15 protein-coding genes are annotated in these 14,425 nt (G+C 71.6%); 11 read left to right on the forward strand and 4 right to left on the reverse strand.

Annotated elements, in window-relative coordinates:
• Nucleotides 1–108: 108 nt before the first annotated feature.
• Both glgP and MUY22_RS20765 read left to right on the forward strand, forming a co-directional pair.
• Nucleotides 109–2,637 carry an alpha-glucan family phosphorylase gene (gene glgP, locus MUY22_RS20760; RefSeq protein ID WP_247061782.1) on the forward strand — a complete coding sequence of 843 codons (2,529 nt, stop codon included), beginning with the start codon at nt 109–111 and terminating at the stop codon, nt 2,635–2,637.
• A 170-nt stretch (nt 2,638–2,807) separates the two neighbouring features.
• Complete coding sequence (locus MUY22_RS20765; protein ID WP_247061783.1) at nt 2,808–3,794, forward strand: LLM class F420-dependent oxidoreductase; 987 nt, start codon at nt 2,808–2,810, stop codon at nt 3,792–3,794.
• Nucleotides 3,795–3,798: 4 nt separating this feature from the next.
• Here the strand turns inward: MUY22_RS20765 and MUY22_RS20770 are convergent, their stop codons facing one another.
• Both MUY22_RS20770 and MUY22_RS20775 read right to left on the reverse strand, forming a co-directional pair.
• Complete coding sequence (locus MUY22_RS20770) at nt 3,799–4,194, reverse strand: rhodanese-like domain-containing protein (protein WP_247061784.1); 396 nt, start codon at nt 4,192–4,194, stop codon at nt 3,799–3,801.
• Nucleotides 4,191–4,736: a cysteine dioxygenase family protein gene (locus MUY22_RS20775; RefSeq protein ID WP_247061785.1), complete on the reverse strand. Its 546-nt coding sequence runs from the start codon at nt 4,734–4,736 to the stop codon at nt 4,191–4,193. Before MUY22_RS20775 ends, MUY22_RS20770 begins: the two co-directional genes overlap by 4 nt.
• Before the next feature lie 332 nt (nt 4,737–5,068).
• Between MUY22_RS20775 and MUY22_RS20780 the strand changes: the two genes are divergently transcribed.
• From MUY22_RS20780 to MUY22_RS20810, 7 genes are all read left to right on the forward strand, one after another.
• Nucleotides 5,069–5,890, forward strand: a complete 822-nt coding sequence (locus MUY22_RS20780) for an ABC transporter ATP-binding protein (protein WP_247064023.1) — start codon at nt 5,069–5,071, stop codon at nt 5,888–5,890.
• Between the two features lie 54 nt (nt 5,891–5,944).
• Nucleotides 5,945–6,724, forward strand: a complete 780-nt coding sequence (locus MUY22_RS20785) for an enoyl-CoA hydratase/isomerase family protein (protein ID WP_247061786.1) — start codon at nt 5,945–5,947, stop codon at nt 6,722–6,724.
• Between the two features lie 4 nt (nt 6,725–6,728).
• Nucleotides 6,729–7,694, forward strand: a complete 966-nt coding sequence (locus MUY22_RS20790; RefSeq protein ID WP_247061787.1) for a class I SAM-dependent methyltransferase — start codon at nt 6,729–6,731, stop codon at nt 7,692–7,694.
• Entirely contained in the window at nt 7,695–8,858 is a 1,164-nt protein-coding gene (locus MUY22_RS20795) for a class I SAM-dependent methyltransferase (protein WP_247061788.1), read from the forward strand.
• Nucleotides 8,859–8,943: 85 nt separating this feature from the next.
• The gene (locus MUY22_RS20800) at nt 8,944–9,708 is read left to right on the forward strand and encodes an HAD family acid phosphatase (protein ID WP_247061790.1); all 765 of its coding nucleotides are present in this window, start codon (nt 8,944–8,946) and stop codon (nt 9,706–9,708) included.
• A 62-nt stretch (nt 9,709–9,770) separates the two neighbouring features.
• Nucleotides 9,771–10,151 carry a DUF427 domain-containing protein gene (locus MUY22_RS20805; protein ID WP_247061792.1) on the forward strand — a complete coding sequence of 127 codons (381 nt, stop codon included), beginning with the start codon at nt 9,771–9,773 and terminating at the stop codon, nt 10,149–10,151.
• A gap of 16 nt (nt 10,152–10,167) precedes the next feature.
• Nucleotides 10,168–10,998: a LysR family transcriptional regulator gene (locus tag MUY22_RS20810; RefSeq protein WP_256475999.1), complete on the forward strand. Its 831-nt coding sequence runs from the start codon at nt 10,168–10,170 to the stop codon at nt 10,996–10,998.
• 12 nt (nt 10,999–11,010) lie between these two features.
• Here the strand turns inward: MUY22_RS20810 and MUY22_RS20815 are convergent, their stop codons facing one another.
• Both MUY22_RS20815 and MUY22_RS20820 read right to left on the reverse strand, forming a co-directional pair.
• On the reverse strand, nt 11,011–11,985 hold the full coding sequence (locus MUY22_RS20815; protein WP_247061794.1) for a chitinase: 975 nt from the start codon (nt 11,983–11,985) through the stop codon (nt 11,011–11,013).
• Between the two features lie 148 nt (nt 11,986–12,133).
• On the reverse strand, nt 12,134–12,838 hold the full coding sequence (locus tag MUY22_RS20820) for a DUF2306 domain-containing protein (RefSeq protein WP_247061796.1): 705 nt from the start codon (nt 12,836–12,838) through the stop codon (nt 12,134–12,136).
• A gap of 139 nt (nt 12,839–12,977) precedes the next feature.
• On the opposite strand from MUY22_RS20820, the gene MUY22_RS20825 reads away from it, so the two are divergent.
• Nucleotides 12,978–13,874 carry a TetR/AcrR family transcriptional regulator C-terminal domain-containing protein gene (locus tag MUY22_RS20825; RefSeq protein WP_247061798.1) on the forward strand — a complete coding sequence of 299 codons (897 nt, stop codon included), beginning with the start codon at nt 12,978–12,980 and terminating at the stop codon, nt 13,872–13,874.
• Between the two features lie 10 nt (nt 13,875–13,884).
• The gene (locus tag MUY22_RS20830; RefSeq protein WP_247061800.1) at nt 13,885–14,403 is read left to right on the forward strand and encodes a GNAT family N-acetyltransferase; all 519 of its coding nucleotides are present in this window, start codon (nt 13,885–13,887) and stop codon (nt 14,401–14,403) included.
• The last annotated feature ends 22 nt before the right edge of the window (nt 14,404–14,425 follow it).

The raw sequence follows: 14,425 nt of genomic DNA on the forward strand, positions 1-14,425 counted from the left end.
CCCGTACCCGACGGGCAGGACCATACCCAGGGCTTACGGGGCGTGTGCGCGTAATCCCCGAAGTACTCCCCGAGCAGCGCGCGGGGCGGCCCGATATCGTCGCTGTCCATGCGTGCAGTCCGCCGGTTCACCGTTCGCGCCAGCCTCCCGGAGTCCCTTTCCGGCCTCGGCGCGCTGGCCACCAACCTGCGCTGGACGTGGCACCCGCCGACGCGCGACCTGTTCGCGTCGATGGACGCCGAGCTGTTCGACGCCGTCCGCGACCCGCTGCGCATGCTCACCGCGCTGCCGCCGGCCCGCCTCGACGAGCTCGCCGTCGACGAAGATTTCCTCTCCCGCGCCCGCGTCGCCGCCGCTGACCTGGAGAACTACCTGTCCGAGCCGCGCTGGTACCAGCAGCGTGACGACGCCGGCCTGCCGCCCGCGGTCGCCTACTTCTCGATGGAGTTCGGCGTCACCGAAGCCCTGCCGAACTACTCCGGCGGCCTCGGCGTGCTCGCCGGCGACCACCTCAAGGCCGCGTCCGACCTGGGCGTGCCGATGGTCGGCGTCGGGCTGCTCTACCGCAACGGCTACTTCCGGCAGTCGCTGTCGCTCGACGGCTGGCAGGTCGAGCACTACCCGGTCATCGACCCGAACGCGTTCCCGCTCGAGCTGCTGACGGTGGGCGGGCGGCCGGTGCTGATCGGCGTCGCGATGCCGGGCGGGCGCGAGCTGTGCGCGCAGATCTGGCAGGCCCGCGTCGGCCGGGTGCCGCTGCTGCTGCTCGACACCGACACCGAGGCCAACGACGACGACCTGCGCGGCGTCACCGACCGGCTCTACGGCGGCGACGCCGACCACCGGCTGCGGCAGGAGATCCTGGCCGGCATCGGCGGCTTCCGCGCCGTCCGCAAGTACTGCGAGATCACCGGCCACCCGCAGCCGATGGTGTTCCACACCAACGAAGGCCACGCCGGGTTCCTCGGGCTGGAGCGGGCCCGCGAGATCGTGCAGGCCGACGGCCTCGCGTTCGACGAGGCCATGCCCGCGGTCCGCGCCGGGACGCTGTTCACCACGCACACGCCGGTCAGCGCGGGCATCGACCGCTTCCCGGTGGACCTGGTGCAGCGCTACTTCGCCGACGGGCGGCTGGTGCCCGACATCGACCCGCGGCGCGTGCTCGCGCTCGGCGCCGAGGACAACCCCGGGCTGTTCAACATGGCGCACATGGGCCTGCGGCTGGCGCAGCGCGCGAACGGCGTCTCGCAGCTGCACGGCCGCGTCACCCGCAAGATGTTCTCCCGGCTGTGGCCCGGGTTCGACCACGACGAGGTGCCGATCTCGTCGGTGACCAACGGCGTCCACGGCCCGACGTGGGTGGCGCGCGAGCTGAGCACGCTCCTCGGCCGCGAGTGGGGCCTCGACTCCGGCGACAAGCCGCTGCGCGAAGGCGTCTCGGACGCCCAGCTGTGGGCGTTGCGGCGCGAGCTGCGCGAGAAGCTGGTGTTCGAGGTGCGACGCCGGGTGCGGGCGGCGTGGCTGCAGCGCGGCGCGTCCCCGCTGGAGCTGGGCTGGGTGGACTCGGTGTTCGACCCGGACGTGCTGACCGTCGGCTTCGCCCGCCGCGTCCCGACGTACAAGCGGCTCACGCTGATGCTGCGCGACCCGGACCGGCTGCGCACGCTGCTGCTCGACGAGCGCCGGCCGATCCAGGTCGTCGTCGCGGGGAAGTCGCACCCGGCCGACGAGAACGGCAAGCAGCTGATCCAGCAGATCGTCCGGTTTGTCGACGGCGCGGACGTCCGGCACCGGATCGTCTTCCTGCCGGACTACGGCATGTCGATGGCGCGCTACCTCTACCGCGGCTGCGACGTCTGGCTGAACAACCCGGTGCGGCCGCTGGAGGCGTGCGGGACGTCGGGGATGAAGTCGGCGCTCAACGGCGGGCTCAACCTGTCCATCCGCGACGGCTGGTGGGACGAGAGCTACGACGGCAGCAACGGCTGGGCGATCCCGACCGCGGACGGCGTCGCCGACCCGCTGCGCCGCGACGACCTCGAGGCCGCGGCCCTCTACGACCTGCTCGGCCAGCAGATCTCACCGCTGTTCTACGACCGGTCGCCCGACGGCGTGCCCACCGGCTGGCTGTCGATGGTGTGGCACACGCTGGAGACGCTCGGCCCGCGGGTGCAGGCGTCCCGGATGGTCCGCGAGTACGTCGACCACGGGTACCTCCCGGCGTCCCGCACGGTCGCGGCGGCCACCGGCGACGGCTACCGCGGCGCGCTGTCGCTGGCGGACTACCGCACCAAGATCGAGGTGTCGTGGCCGCGGGTCAAGATCTTCGACTCGGAGCTGCAGGTCGAGGCGACCGAGCCGCTGGTGGTGGGCACCGAGGTGACGATCCGCGCGCGCATCGACCTGGCCGGCCTGCAACCGTCCGAAGTGGACATCCAGGCGGTGGTCGGCCGGGTGGCCGACGACGACGAGCTGCGCGACCCGGTCACGGTCCCGATGGAGGGCGACGGCATCGGCGCCTTCGCGGCCCGCCTGAAGCTCCCCCAGCCGGGAGCGATCGGCTACACGGTCCGAGTGCTGCCGAAGCACGGCCTGCTGGCGACACCGGCGGAGCTGGCCCGGGTCATCCTGGCCTGAGCAAAGCCGTGAAGGCCCCCTTCCCGGCCGTAAGAGCCGGTAAGGAGTCCTTCACGGCTTTCCTCGGCTCGCCCGCGCCGGGTGAAAGCCGGGCCTGACCTGGAGTTGCTCCAGCTGCGCAGCCGGAAAACCACACCGCGTCCCGGCGTCGGTCGCGTTAAGTTGGGGGTATGCGCTTCGGACTCTTCATCCCGCAGGGCTGGCGGATCGACCTCGCCGGCATCGAGCCCGCGGACCACTGGAAGACCATGCTCGGCCTCGCGAAGCACGCGGAGGCCGGGCCCTTCGAATCGATCTGGGTCTACGACCACTTCCACACCGTGCCGGTACCCACGGAGGAGGCCACGCACGAGGCGTGGTCGCTGATCTCGGCCTTCGCCGCCGCGACCGACACCATCCGGCTCGGGCAGATGTGCACCTGCATGGGTTACCGCAACCCCGCCTACCTGGCGAAGGTCGCCGCGACCGCGGACACCATCGCCGGCGGGCGCGTCGAGATGGGGATCGGGGCCGGCTGGTACGAGCACGAGTGGCGGGCCTACGGCTACGGCTTCCCGGGCGCCGGCGAGCGGCTCGGGCAGCTCGATGAGGGCGTCCAGATCATGCGGGACCTCTGGACCACCGGGACGTCCACACTGGACGGCAAGCACTACCAGACCGACGGCGCGATCCTGCGTCCGTTGCCGCCGCAGGAGGGCGGGATCCCGCTGTGGATCGCCGGCGGTGGTGAGAAGAAGACGCTGAAGATCGCGGCGAAGTACGCGAAGTACACGAACTTCGGCGGCGACGCCGAGACGTTCACCCGGAAGTCGGAGATCCTCGCGCAGCACTGCAAGGACGTCGGTACCGACTTCGACGCGATCGTCCGCTCGGTCAACCACAACGTCGTGATCGGGGAGACCGAAAAGGACGTCCAGGACAAGCTGGCCTGGCTGAAGTCCCACCTGCACAAGTACACCCCGGCGGACGCGGCCGAGCGGTGGTTCGCCAACTTCGTGAACAGCCCGACCACCGGTACTCCCGAGCAGGTCACCGAAAAGCTCGCCGCGATGGGCGAGCTCGGCATGTCCTACGCGATCTTCAACTTCCCGGAAGCCGCGTACGACCGCGCCGGCATCGACCTGTTCGCCGCACAGGTCGCGCCCGCGCTGAGCTGAAAGACTAGGGAACCGCCGGGCTTCCGCCGGTCTGCACGGGCAGGCCGGCGGACGCCCAGGCCCGGAAGCCGCCTTCGAGGTCCGTCGCGCGCGGCAGGCCCAGCCGTTGCAGGTCGGCCGCCGCGAGGCTCGACGAGTAGCCCTCGTTGCACAGCACGATCACCGTCGAGTCCGGCGTCACCGAGGGCAGCCGCCAGTCGCTGTCCGGCGCCAGCCGCCACTCCAGGTGGATCCGCTCGACGATCACCGCGCCGGGGATCTCGCCCTCGGCCTCGCGGTTGGCGAGCGGCCGGATGTCGACGAGCAGCGCGCCCGCCTCCTGCAGCTCGTGGGCCCGGGCCGGGGTCGCCCGGTCCAGGCCGGACCGGGCGGCGGCCAGGAGGGTGTCGACGGCGCTCATCGGCGGACGACAGCGGGCAGCGGCGGGATTTCGGCCGGAACGTCCGCGAGCGTCGTGTACTCGCGGGTCGCCACCAGCGGCGGTGAGTACGCGTGGACGCTGGCCGCGGGCCGGTCGCCGATGCCGGTGACCTGGTGGGCGCGCCCGGCGCCGAAGCCGATGCCGTCGCCCGCGGTGTGCGTGCGGCTCCGGATCGGGCCGCCGGGGTAGCGGTACTCCTCGTTCAGCTCGCCCTGCAGCACGGTGAACGAGCCGGACGCGCCGCCGTGGTCGTGCGGCTTCGTGTGCTGGCCGGGCAGCCACGACAGCAGCCACAGCTCGACGCCGTCGGTCAGCGCCAGCCGGGCCCACCAGCGGCGGTCCTCGTCGAACCGCAGGACGGCCTTGACGTTCGCGGTCAGCTCGGTGGTCACGGTGGCGGTCAGGTCCGCCAGCTCACGCGGGGTCCACAGCAGCCGCGACGGGTGCAGCAGCTCGGGCAGCAGCGGGTCGGTCAGCTGCGGGTGGATCTCGACGGCGGGACGGGTGATGGAAGTGGTCAACGCGGGGCTCCTCGGACGCGAAAGGTGATCGGGACGCGGGGGCGTGCACGGCGCCGGCCGCACGTCGGGAAAAGGACGCGCGGGGTCAGCGGAGCCGTGCCGGGGTACACCCGGCCGAGGCGACGAGGAGCAGGTCGATCGTGCGACGGCGCCAGAACGAGCCCCGGGTCACCGGGGTCACGGGCGCGTCGGCTGACATGTCCGTGATCCTGCCACAGCCGCGCCGCGCCAGGCACTTCCGGAGTGCGGAGTTCCACTTCGTGGACGTCCCCGACCTGCCGATCGGCCGTCTCACCCGGGCGGGTGCGCACGCGCGCGCGACGGCAGACAGAATGGGCTTCGTGAGCGAGCCGATCCAGCCCAGCGAACTTGACGACCTCGTGGTCCGGATGGCCGGTGTCGGCGTCCGCCGCGGGACAAACGACCTCCTCGCCGGCCTCGACTGGTCCGTGGAACTCGACGAGCGCTGGGTGGTGCTCGGCCCGAACGGCGCGGGCAAGACCACCCTGCTGCGCCTCGCCGCGGCCGAGCTGCACCCGAGCACCGGCGAGCTCGACCTGCTCGGCGAGCGCATCGGCAAGGTGAACATCTTCGAGCTGCGCCCCCGCATCGGGTTCACCTCCGCCGCGATCGCCCAGCGCGTCCCGGGCGACGAACTGGTGAAGGACGTCGTGGTGAGCGCCGGGTACGCCGTGGTGGGCCGGTGGCGTGAGGAGTACGACACCCTCGACACCGCCCGCGCGACCGAGCTGCTGGGCGCGCTGGGCATCGGGCAGCTGGCCGACCGCACCTTCGGCACGCTGTCCGAAGGCGAGCGCAAGCGGGCCCTGATCGCCCGGTCCCTGATGACCGACCCGGAGATGCTGCTGCTCGACGAGCCGGCCGCCGGCCTCGACCTCGGCGGCCGCGAGGACCTCGTCGCGCGGCTGTCCGCGCTGGCCCTCGACCCGGACGCGCCGGCCATGGTGCTCGTCACCCACCACGTGGAGGAGATCCCGCCGGGGTTCACCCACGCGTTGCTCCTCCGCGACGGGCACGCGGTCGTGTCCGGCCTCGTCGACGACGTCATCACCAGCGAAAACCTCTCGAAGACGTTCGACCAGGACCTGGTGCTCGAACGCTCCGGGGATCGCTTCTTCGCCCGCCGTCGCTAGGCTGTGCTTACCGGGCAGTAACCTGCTGGCACTTCGTCAACGAGGAGGATGGGCGTGGGAGAGTTCGTATCGCTGGAGGTCAAGGACGGCGTCGGGACGATCCGGCTCGACCGGCCCCCGGTCAACGCCCTGAACGCCCAGGTCACCGCCGAGCTCGCGGAGCTGGCCAAGGAGGTCTCCGAGCGCGACGACGTGCGCGCCGTGATCCTCTACGGCGGTGAGAAGACCTTCGCCGGCGGCGCGGACATCAAGGAGATGGCCACCCGCACCTACCCGCAGATCGCGAAGTTCGGCGCCACCCTCACCGGGACGCTCGCCGCGATCGCGAACATCCCGAAGCCGGTCGTCGCCGCCATCACCGGCTACGCCCTCGGCGGCGGCCTCGAACTGGCGCTGACCGCGGACCGCCGCGTCGCCGGCGACAACGTCAAGGTCGGCCAGCCGGAGATCCAGCTCGGCGTCATCCCCGGCGCGGGCGGCACCCAGCGCCTGGCCCGGCTGATCGGGCCGAGCAAGACCAAGGACATCGTCTACACCGGACGGTTCGTCAAGGCCGAAGAGGCGCTGCGGCTGGGGATCGTCGACGAGGTCGTCGCACCGGACGACGTCTACGCGGCCGCGCACAAGTGGGCGTCCCAGTTCGCGAACGGCCCGGCCGTGGCCCTGCGCGCGGCGAAGGCGGCCATCGACGGCGGTCTCGACACCGACCTGGCGAACGGGCTCAAGCTCGAGTCGCACCTGTTCGCCGCGCTCTGGGCGACCGAAGACCAGCAGAACGGCATGAAGTCGTTCATCGAGAACGGCCCCGGCAAGGCCACTTTCGAAGGGAAATGACGCCTTGACCGACGTGAACGACCCGGCACCGCACCCGCACGCCACCGCGGAAGAGGTCCAGGCCGCCTGGGCCGACCCCAAGCTCGCGAACGTGCTGTACCACGACTGGGAAGCCGGCACCTACGACGAGAAGTGGTCCATCTCCTACGACGAGCGCTGCATCTCGTACGCGACGGACGTGTTCAACGCCGTCGCGGGTGATGACGGCCAGCCGTACCAGCACGCGATGGAGCTGGGCAGCGGCACGGGCTTCTTCCTGCTGAACCTGATGCAGGGCGGCGTCGCCAAGAAGGGCTCGGTCACCGACCTTTCGCCCGGCATGGTCCAGGTCGCGCTGCGCAACGCCGAGAGCCTCGGCCTCGACGTCGACGGCCGGGTCGCCGACGCCGAGCGGATCCCGTACGAGGACAACACGTTCGACCTGGTGGTCGGGCACGCGGTGCTGCACCACATCCCGGACGTGCAGGCGGCGTTCCGCGAGGTGCTGCGCGTGCTCAAGCCGGGCGGGCGGTTCGTGTTCGCCGGCGAGCCGACCAAGATCGGCGACACCTACGCCCGCAAGCTCGGCCAGCTCACCTGGTTCCTGACGACCAACGTGACGAAGCTGCCCGCGTTGAGCGGCTGGCGCCGGCCGCAGGAGGAGCTCGACGAGTCCTCGCGCGCCGCCGCGCTGGAAGCCGTCGTCGACATCCACACCTTCGACCCGTCGGAGCTGGAGTCGTGGGCCCGCGGCGCCGGCGCCCAGGACGTCCGCGCGGTCACCGAGGAGTTCGCCGCGGCGCTCGCCGGCTGGCCGATCCGGACGTTCGAAGCCGCGGTGCCGCAGGAGAAGCTGACCGTCCGCTGGCGGCTGTTCGCCTACAAGCTGTGGCTGCGGCTGTCCGCGGTGGACAAGAAGCTGCTGTCGAAGGTGCTGCCGCGCGAGCTGTTCTACAACGTGATGATCACCGGGACCAAGCGGCCGTCCTAAGTGCCTTACGCGTTCAGCCTCGACGACGTCGCCTACCTGCGCTCCGGTGCGGGTGAGGCGGCGCTCGCCGAGGCTTCCACGCGGCCGCTGACCGACCGCATCGCCGACGTCGCCGCGGTGCGCCGCCTGGTCGGCGAGGAGCACGCGGCCGCGGTGCTGGAAACCGCCGTGCTGCGCCGGAAAGCCGTCGGCAAGCTGTCCGGTGTGGACTGGCTGTTCACCGCGGACGCGCTCCAGCAGGCGAGCGCGTCCCTCGTCGCGCGGCACCGGGCGTCCCGGCTCACGGGCTTGGACGTCCACGACGTCACGTGCTCGGTCGGCGCGGACCTGGTCGAGATCGCCCGGGTGGCGAAGCGTGCGCTCGGGTCCGATGTGGACCCGGTGCGGCTGGCGATGGCCCGGCACAACGGCGTCGCCGCGGGCGTCTCGTTCGGGCTCGTGCGGGCCGACGCGCTGAAGGCGGTCAGCCGGGACACCGTGGTCGTCGCCGATCCGGCCCGGCGTGACGCGGCCGGGCGGCGGGCCTGGAAACCCGCGGACTTCACCCCGCCGCTCGACGGCCTGGTCGACGCCTACCCGGGGCGTCCGCTGTCGGTGAAGTGCGCGCCGGGCTTGGACTTCGCGATCGCGCCGTGGGCGGACGAGGTCGAGCTGGTGTCCCTCGACGGCCAGGTGCGCGAGTCCTGCCTGTGGCGTGGCCTGGGCACCGGCGTCACCCGGCGGGCGAGCGTCCTGCGCTCGGACGGGACACAGTGGACGGTCACCGACGCCGAACCGGACGAGCTGCCCACGCGTGAGCCGGGGGAGTGGATCGTCGACCCGGACGGCGCGGTCGTGCGGGCCGGGCTGGTCCGGCACTACGCGGCGCGGCACGGGCTGTGGCAGCTGGACGAACGCATCGCGTACCTGACCGGTGACACACCGCCGCCGGGCGTGCGCGCGTTCCGCGTCCTGGAGCAGGGCCCGTACAGCGAAAAGTCCCTGAAGTCCGTCCTCAAGCGACACGACGTCGGCCGGCTGGAGATCCTGACCCGCGGCCTCGACGTCGACCCGGACGCGTTGCGCCGCAGGCTGAAACCACGCGGCTCGGCGGAAGCCTCGGTGGTTTTGACGCGGATCGGCCGCGCGCCGGTGGCGTTCGTGTGCCGCGCCGAGCGGGTCTAGGTGAACAGGAACCAACGAAGGGTGGAACTCCGGGTGAACGTGACGTAGGTTCCCCGAGTCGCCAAGTCTTCACTGGAGGGTCGCCGTGTCCGGAAAATGGTCAGGTCTCGTCAAGCTCGCCGCCGCCGCGGCGATCGGTGCCACCGTCGCTTCGGGGGCCACCGCGCTGGCCGGCTCGGACGACGCCACCGCCGCCCGCGCCAAGGAACCGGCCAACATCGGCCAGGTCAAGAACGACGTCAAGGCCTACTACGGCGACTACCTCGACGCCGCGGGCAAGCACCACTACTCCGACACGAGCAAGTTCGTGAAGGACACCAAGAACGTCGTCTCCGACGCGAAGCGCTACCTGCAGCAGCAGCTGGGCCGGGTGAAGAACCCGGCGATCGTGCTGGACGTCGACGACACCTCCGAGGTCACCTACGGCTGGGAGGCCGACAACGACTTCGGCTTCGACCCGGTCAAGCAGCAGCAGGCCATCGACAACGGCACGTTCGAGGTGAACAAGCCGGTGCTGGAGCTGACCAACTGGGCCGCCCAGCACGGCGTGAAGGTGTTCTTCCTGACCGGCCGCAACGAGCTGCAGGGCCCGCAGTCGCTCAAGAACCTCGCCAACGAGGGCTACCCGGCCCCGGCCGGCGCGTTCTTCAAGCCGAAGGTGACCGCGCCGGACTACCTCCCGTGCGGCCTGACCTGCAACACGGTGCAGTACAAGTCGGGCACGCGGGCGCACATCGAGGCGACCGGCGCGAAGATCGTGCTGAACGTCGGCGACCAGTTCAGCGACCTCGAAGGCGGCCACGCGCTGCGGCCGATCAAGCTGCCGAACCCGATGTACTACCTGCCCTGACCCGGAATAACCGCCGGGTCCCGGGTGCTGCTCCCAGTACACGACTTCGTCGAGGAGCTGACATGCCGGAGAAGAAGGTGCTGGTCCCGGGCCCGGACCACCCGATCACCGTCGAGCCGACCAAGGCCCGCGTGGTGGTCAAGGCGGGCGGGCGCGTGGTGGCCGACAGCCGCAACGCGCTGACACTGCAGGAGTCGAACTACCCGGCGGCGCAGTACATCCCGCGGGCGGACGTCGACTTCAGCCTGCTGGAGCGGACCGACCACGAGACGTACTGCCCGTACAAGGGCGACAGCAGCTACTACAGCCTGAACGCCGGTGACGTGCAGGCGGAGAACGCGATCTGGACGTACGAGAAGCCGTACGACGCGGTCGCGTCGATCAAGGACCACGTCGCGTTCTACCCGAACGTCGTGGACTCGATCGAGCTGATCGAGGACTGAGCTGGACCTCGACCTGCTGCGGACGTTCCTCGCGGTCCACCGCGCGGGCTCGCTGACCGGCGCGGCACCGTCACTGGGCTTGTCCCAACCGACGGTGACCGTGCAGGTCAGGGCCCTGGAGGCGGAGCTGGGCCGGCAGCTGTTCGTCCGCCGCGCGCGAGGCGTCACGCCGACGTCGGCGGCCGACGAACTCGCGGCCCGCATCGCCCCGCACGTCGACGCGCTGACCGACGTCGCCCTGGGCCCCGCCGATCGTTTCGCGGTGCCGGTCCACCTGGCCGGACCGGCCGAGCTGACGACGGCCCGCGTCCTGCCCGCACTCGTGGACCTGGTTGCCGACGGTCTGAAGCTGCGGGTGAGCTTCGGCCTGGCCGACGACCTGCTGGCCGGGCTGACGCAGCGCCGGTTCGACCTGGTCGTCTCGACGATCCGCCCCCGCGGCCGCGGTTTCGCCGCGACGCCGTTGACGGACGAGGAGTTCGTCCTGGTCGGCCCACGCGGCTTCACCGGCGACCCGCGGACCGCGCCGTTGGTGGCCTATGCCGAGGACCTGCCGATCATCCGCCGCTACTGGCGCTCGGTGCTGGGCGTCCGGCCGCCGCCCGGGCCCGCGGTGGTGGTCCCGGACCTGCGGGGCGTGCTGACGTGCGTGCTCGCCGGCTTCGGCGTCAGCGTGCTGCCGCGGTACCTGTGCGCGGCGGAACTGGCCTCGGGTGCGCTGATCGCCCTGCTGGACCCGGCGGAACCCCCGATCAACACGCTGTTCGTGGTGACCAGGACCGAACCGTGCCGGGCGGGGCCCGCGGCGGTGCGGGACGCACTGCTCGCGGACGCCGCCCGGTGGTGACCCAGCGGTGACTCAGCCCGTGTAGCCCGCGAAGATCTTCGCGAACTCGTACTTCGCCTGCGGCACGTTCGTGCACTTGTACAGCGCCCCGGTGCACGCGTTCGCGTCGCGGCCGGCTTCCCAGAACGACAGCATGCCCAGGTGGACGGTCTTGGCGAAGGCGACCAGCGCCTTGGCGTCCTTCTGGAGGAAGATCTCGTTCTGCGAGTCGTTGACGCCGATCATCGGGGTGACGCCGACCTTCTTCCACGCCGCCGCGTCGCTCAGGCCGTACAGCGACTTCAGCTGCGCCTGCGTGGCCTTCGCCGCGGAGATCGCCTTCGCGCCCTGGTCGCCCGCGCCCTGGTAGTAGTCCATGGCCATGATGTTGACCAGGTCCAGGTTCACGCCGGCGTCCTTGGCGGCCTTGACGACGTTGAGCCCGTTCGCGTCGAGGCCGTTGGGCAGCACCGGCAAGGTCAGCGAGATCTTCAAGCCCGGGTTGTTGGTCTGCAACGTCTTCAGGGCCTGCGAGCGGCGCGTGATCGACGCCGGGTCCGCGACGGCCGCGCCCTCGACGTCGATGTCGACGTACTTCAGGCCGTACGCCTTGACGACCGCGTCGTACTCGGCCGCGACCTGGGCGGACGTGGTGCACGCCTGGGCCAGCTCGATGCCGGACGCGCCGCCGAAGGAGATCTTGACGTCGCCGCCGGCGTTGCGGATCTTGGTGATCTCGTCCTTCTGCCAGGCCGTGCGCGGGTCGTACGCGCCGAACCAGCTGGCCTTGCAGCCGTAGGAGTTGACGAAGGCGAGGGTGAAGCCCTTGACGCCGCTCGCGGCCGACATCGCCGAGAGGCTGGGCGTCGGCCACGCGCCCATGTCGACGTAGGGGCCGACCGGGATCGGCGAGCCGGCCGCGGCGCCGGCGGGTGCCGCGAACCCGGTGGCCAGGACGGCCAGGCCGCCCAAGGCGGCCAGGAGGGGACGGAGACGGGGGAGACGCATGGGGGGACCTCCACGACAAGCAGCGCGGCGGCGGGAATTCCGGACCTAATTGGTATAGACCATTAATGTGGTCCGGACCATACGCCGTTCGGGGGCATGACGGCGGGTGACGGGCGGAACCGGCCCCCACGACCGGTTCCGCCCGGTCTCACGCCGTCGCGCGCCGGCGTCCCCGGTCCAGCCACCACTGGGCGATCAGGAACGGGATCACCCAGCCGGTCCACGTCGTGAGCCCGGCGATCGCCTGGCCCAGCGCCAGTTCGCTGCCGCCGAACGTCGTGTCCAGCTGCCCGGGGAGCACGACAGACCAGACGATCGCCCAGATCCGGTTGCTGATGATCGACATGCACAGCACGAAGCTGCGGATCATCCAGCGGCGGTGGTCGCCGAAGCGCCGGGCCCGCGCCATCCGGTAGCCCTGCACGGTGCAGCCGAACCAGAGCGTCGCGAGCAGCACGTTCGACACCGCGCCGACCGGCCCGAACGGCGCGGCGACCGCGATGGCGAGCCCGGCGATCGACGCCGGGATGGCGCCCGCGAAGACGTACACGCGGCCGGTGCGGCGGTGCACGACCGGGTGCTTCTGCCGCAGCCACGGCCAGATCTGCAGCGAGCAGGTCACCATCGCGACGGTCGCGAAGCCGATGTGCGTGACCAGCACGGGGTAGTACCAGCCGACGCTGCCCGGGGCCGGGATCCGCGACTCCGCCGGGTCCAGCCCGAGGTAGGGCGGGAGCGAGTACACCAGGAACACCGTGACGATCAGGCCCAGCGGGAACACCCACGGCCGGCGCCACCACGGCGTGGCGCGCCGGGTCCCGCTCGGGCTCGCCGGTTTCTCTGTCGTGGTCATGCCGTCCCCCTGTCTCTTACGCTGTATCGGCACCGTATGGACCAGCGTGAAGATCCGGCAATCCTTGCTGCCGAGAATGGGTGAGTACCCTGGAAGTGTTCTAGGTGACCGGGTGAAGTGTTCTAGTACGGATCGAGGGGTGTTCGTGGCCGAGCAGGCGCCGTACCTGCGGATCGCGGCGGACCTGCGGCGCCGGATCACCGCCGGTGAGCTGCGGCCCGGCGAACGGGTGCCGTCGACCCGGTCGCTGGTGCGCGAGTGGGGCGTGGCGATGGCGACCGCGGCGAAGGCACTGACCGTGCTGGGCGAGCAGGGCTGGGTGCGGGCGGTGCCGGGCAGCGGCACCGTGGTGAGTGACCGGACGCCGCAGAAGCCGCCGCTGGGCCGGGCGCGGCTCGTCCGGGCCGCCATCGCGCTGGCGGACGCCGAGGGCCGCGGGGCGCTGTCGATGCGCCGGCTCGCGGCCGAGCTCGGCGTCGGCCCGATGGCGCTGTACCGGCACGTCCCGGACAAGGACGAGCTGGTCCGGCTGATGGCCGACACCGCCCTCGGCGCCGAGGAGCTGCCCGAGCCGGGCCCGGCGCGATGGCGGCCGCGGCTGGAGCTGGCCGCGCGGACGCAGTGGCGGGCCTACCGGCGGCACCCGTGGCTCGCGCCGGTGATGCTGAACTCGCTGGTGCGGCCGCCGGTGGTGCCGAGCGGGCTGCGGCTGGTCGACTGGATGCTGCGGGCGCTGGCCGGCACCGGGCTGCACCGGCGGACGAAGCTGCAGGTGATCATGACGGTCAACGGCTGGGTCGGCGGCCTCGCGGTGAGCCACGCCATCGAGGTCGAAACCGAGCAGGACACCGGCATCACCGGTTCCCAGCGGCTAGAAGCCGAGATGGCGGCGCTGGCCGGGCACCTCGAGTCGGGCCGGTTCCCGGCGCTCGCGGACACGATCACCGGGCTGGCCGACGTCGACCTCGACGAGGCGTTCGAGTTCGGCCTGCGAGTGCAGCTCGACGGGATCGCCGTGCTGCTCAAGGAGTCCTAGACTCGGCGCGGTGCGCATCACCACGGAACGGCTCACGCTGCACCCCTGGTCCGAGGACTTCTTCGACGACCTGTTCGGGCTGGCCCAGGTGCCCGAGACGGTCCGGTACGTCGGTACCGGCGAGCCGTGGACCCGCGAGTACACGCTCGCCAAGCACCGCGCGACGCTCGCGCACTGGGCCGAGCACGGCTTCGGCTGGTTCGCCGTGTCGGCGGTGCCCGGCTCGTTCGACGGCGTGGTCGCGCTGGTGTCCCGCGACAACGTCGAGTCCGGCCTCGGGCATCCCGCAGTGGAGATGGGCTGGTGGATCGCGCGGCCGTGCTGGGGCCGCGGTTACGCGACCGAAGCGACGACGGCCGTGCGCGACCACGTCTTCGCGGCCGGCTTCGCCGACCGGCCGCTGGCGATCTACGAACCGGCGAACGCGGCGTCGGCGCGGGTGGTGGCGAAGCTCGGGTTCGCGCCGCACAGCACGTTCCCGGTCGCCGGGCGCCGGCAGCAGCGGGCGGTGCTGAACCGCCCGCGCTGAGGGCCCCGAACGCCCCAATGTG

The organism is Amycolatopsis sp. WQ 127309 (assembly GCF_023023025.1).
Classification (GTDB): Bacteria; Actinomycetota; Actinomycetes; order Mycobacteriales; family Pseudonocardiaceae; genus Amycolatopsis.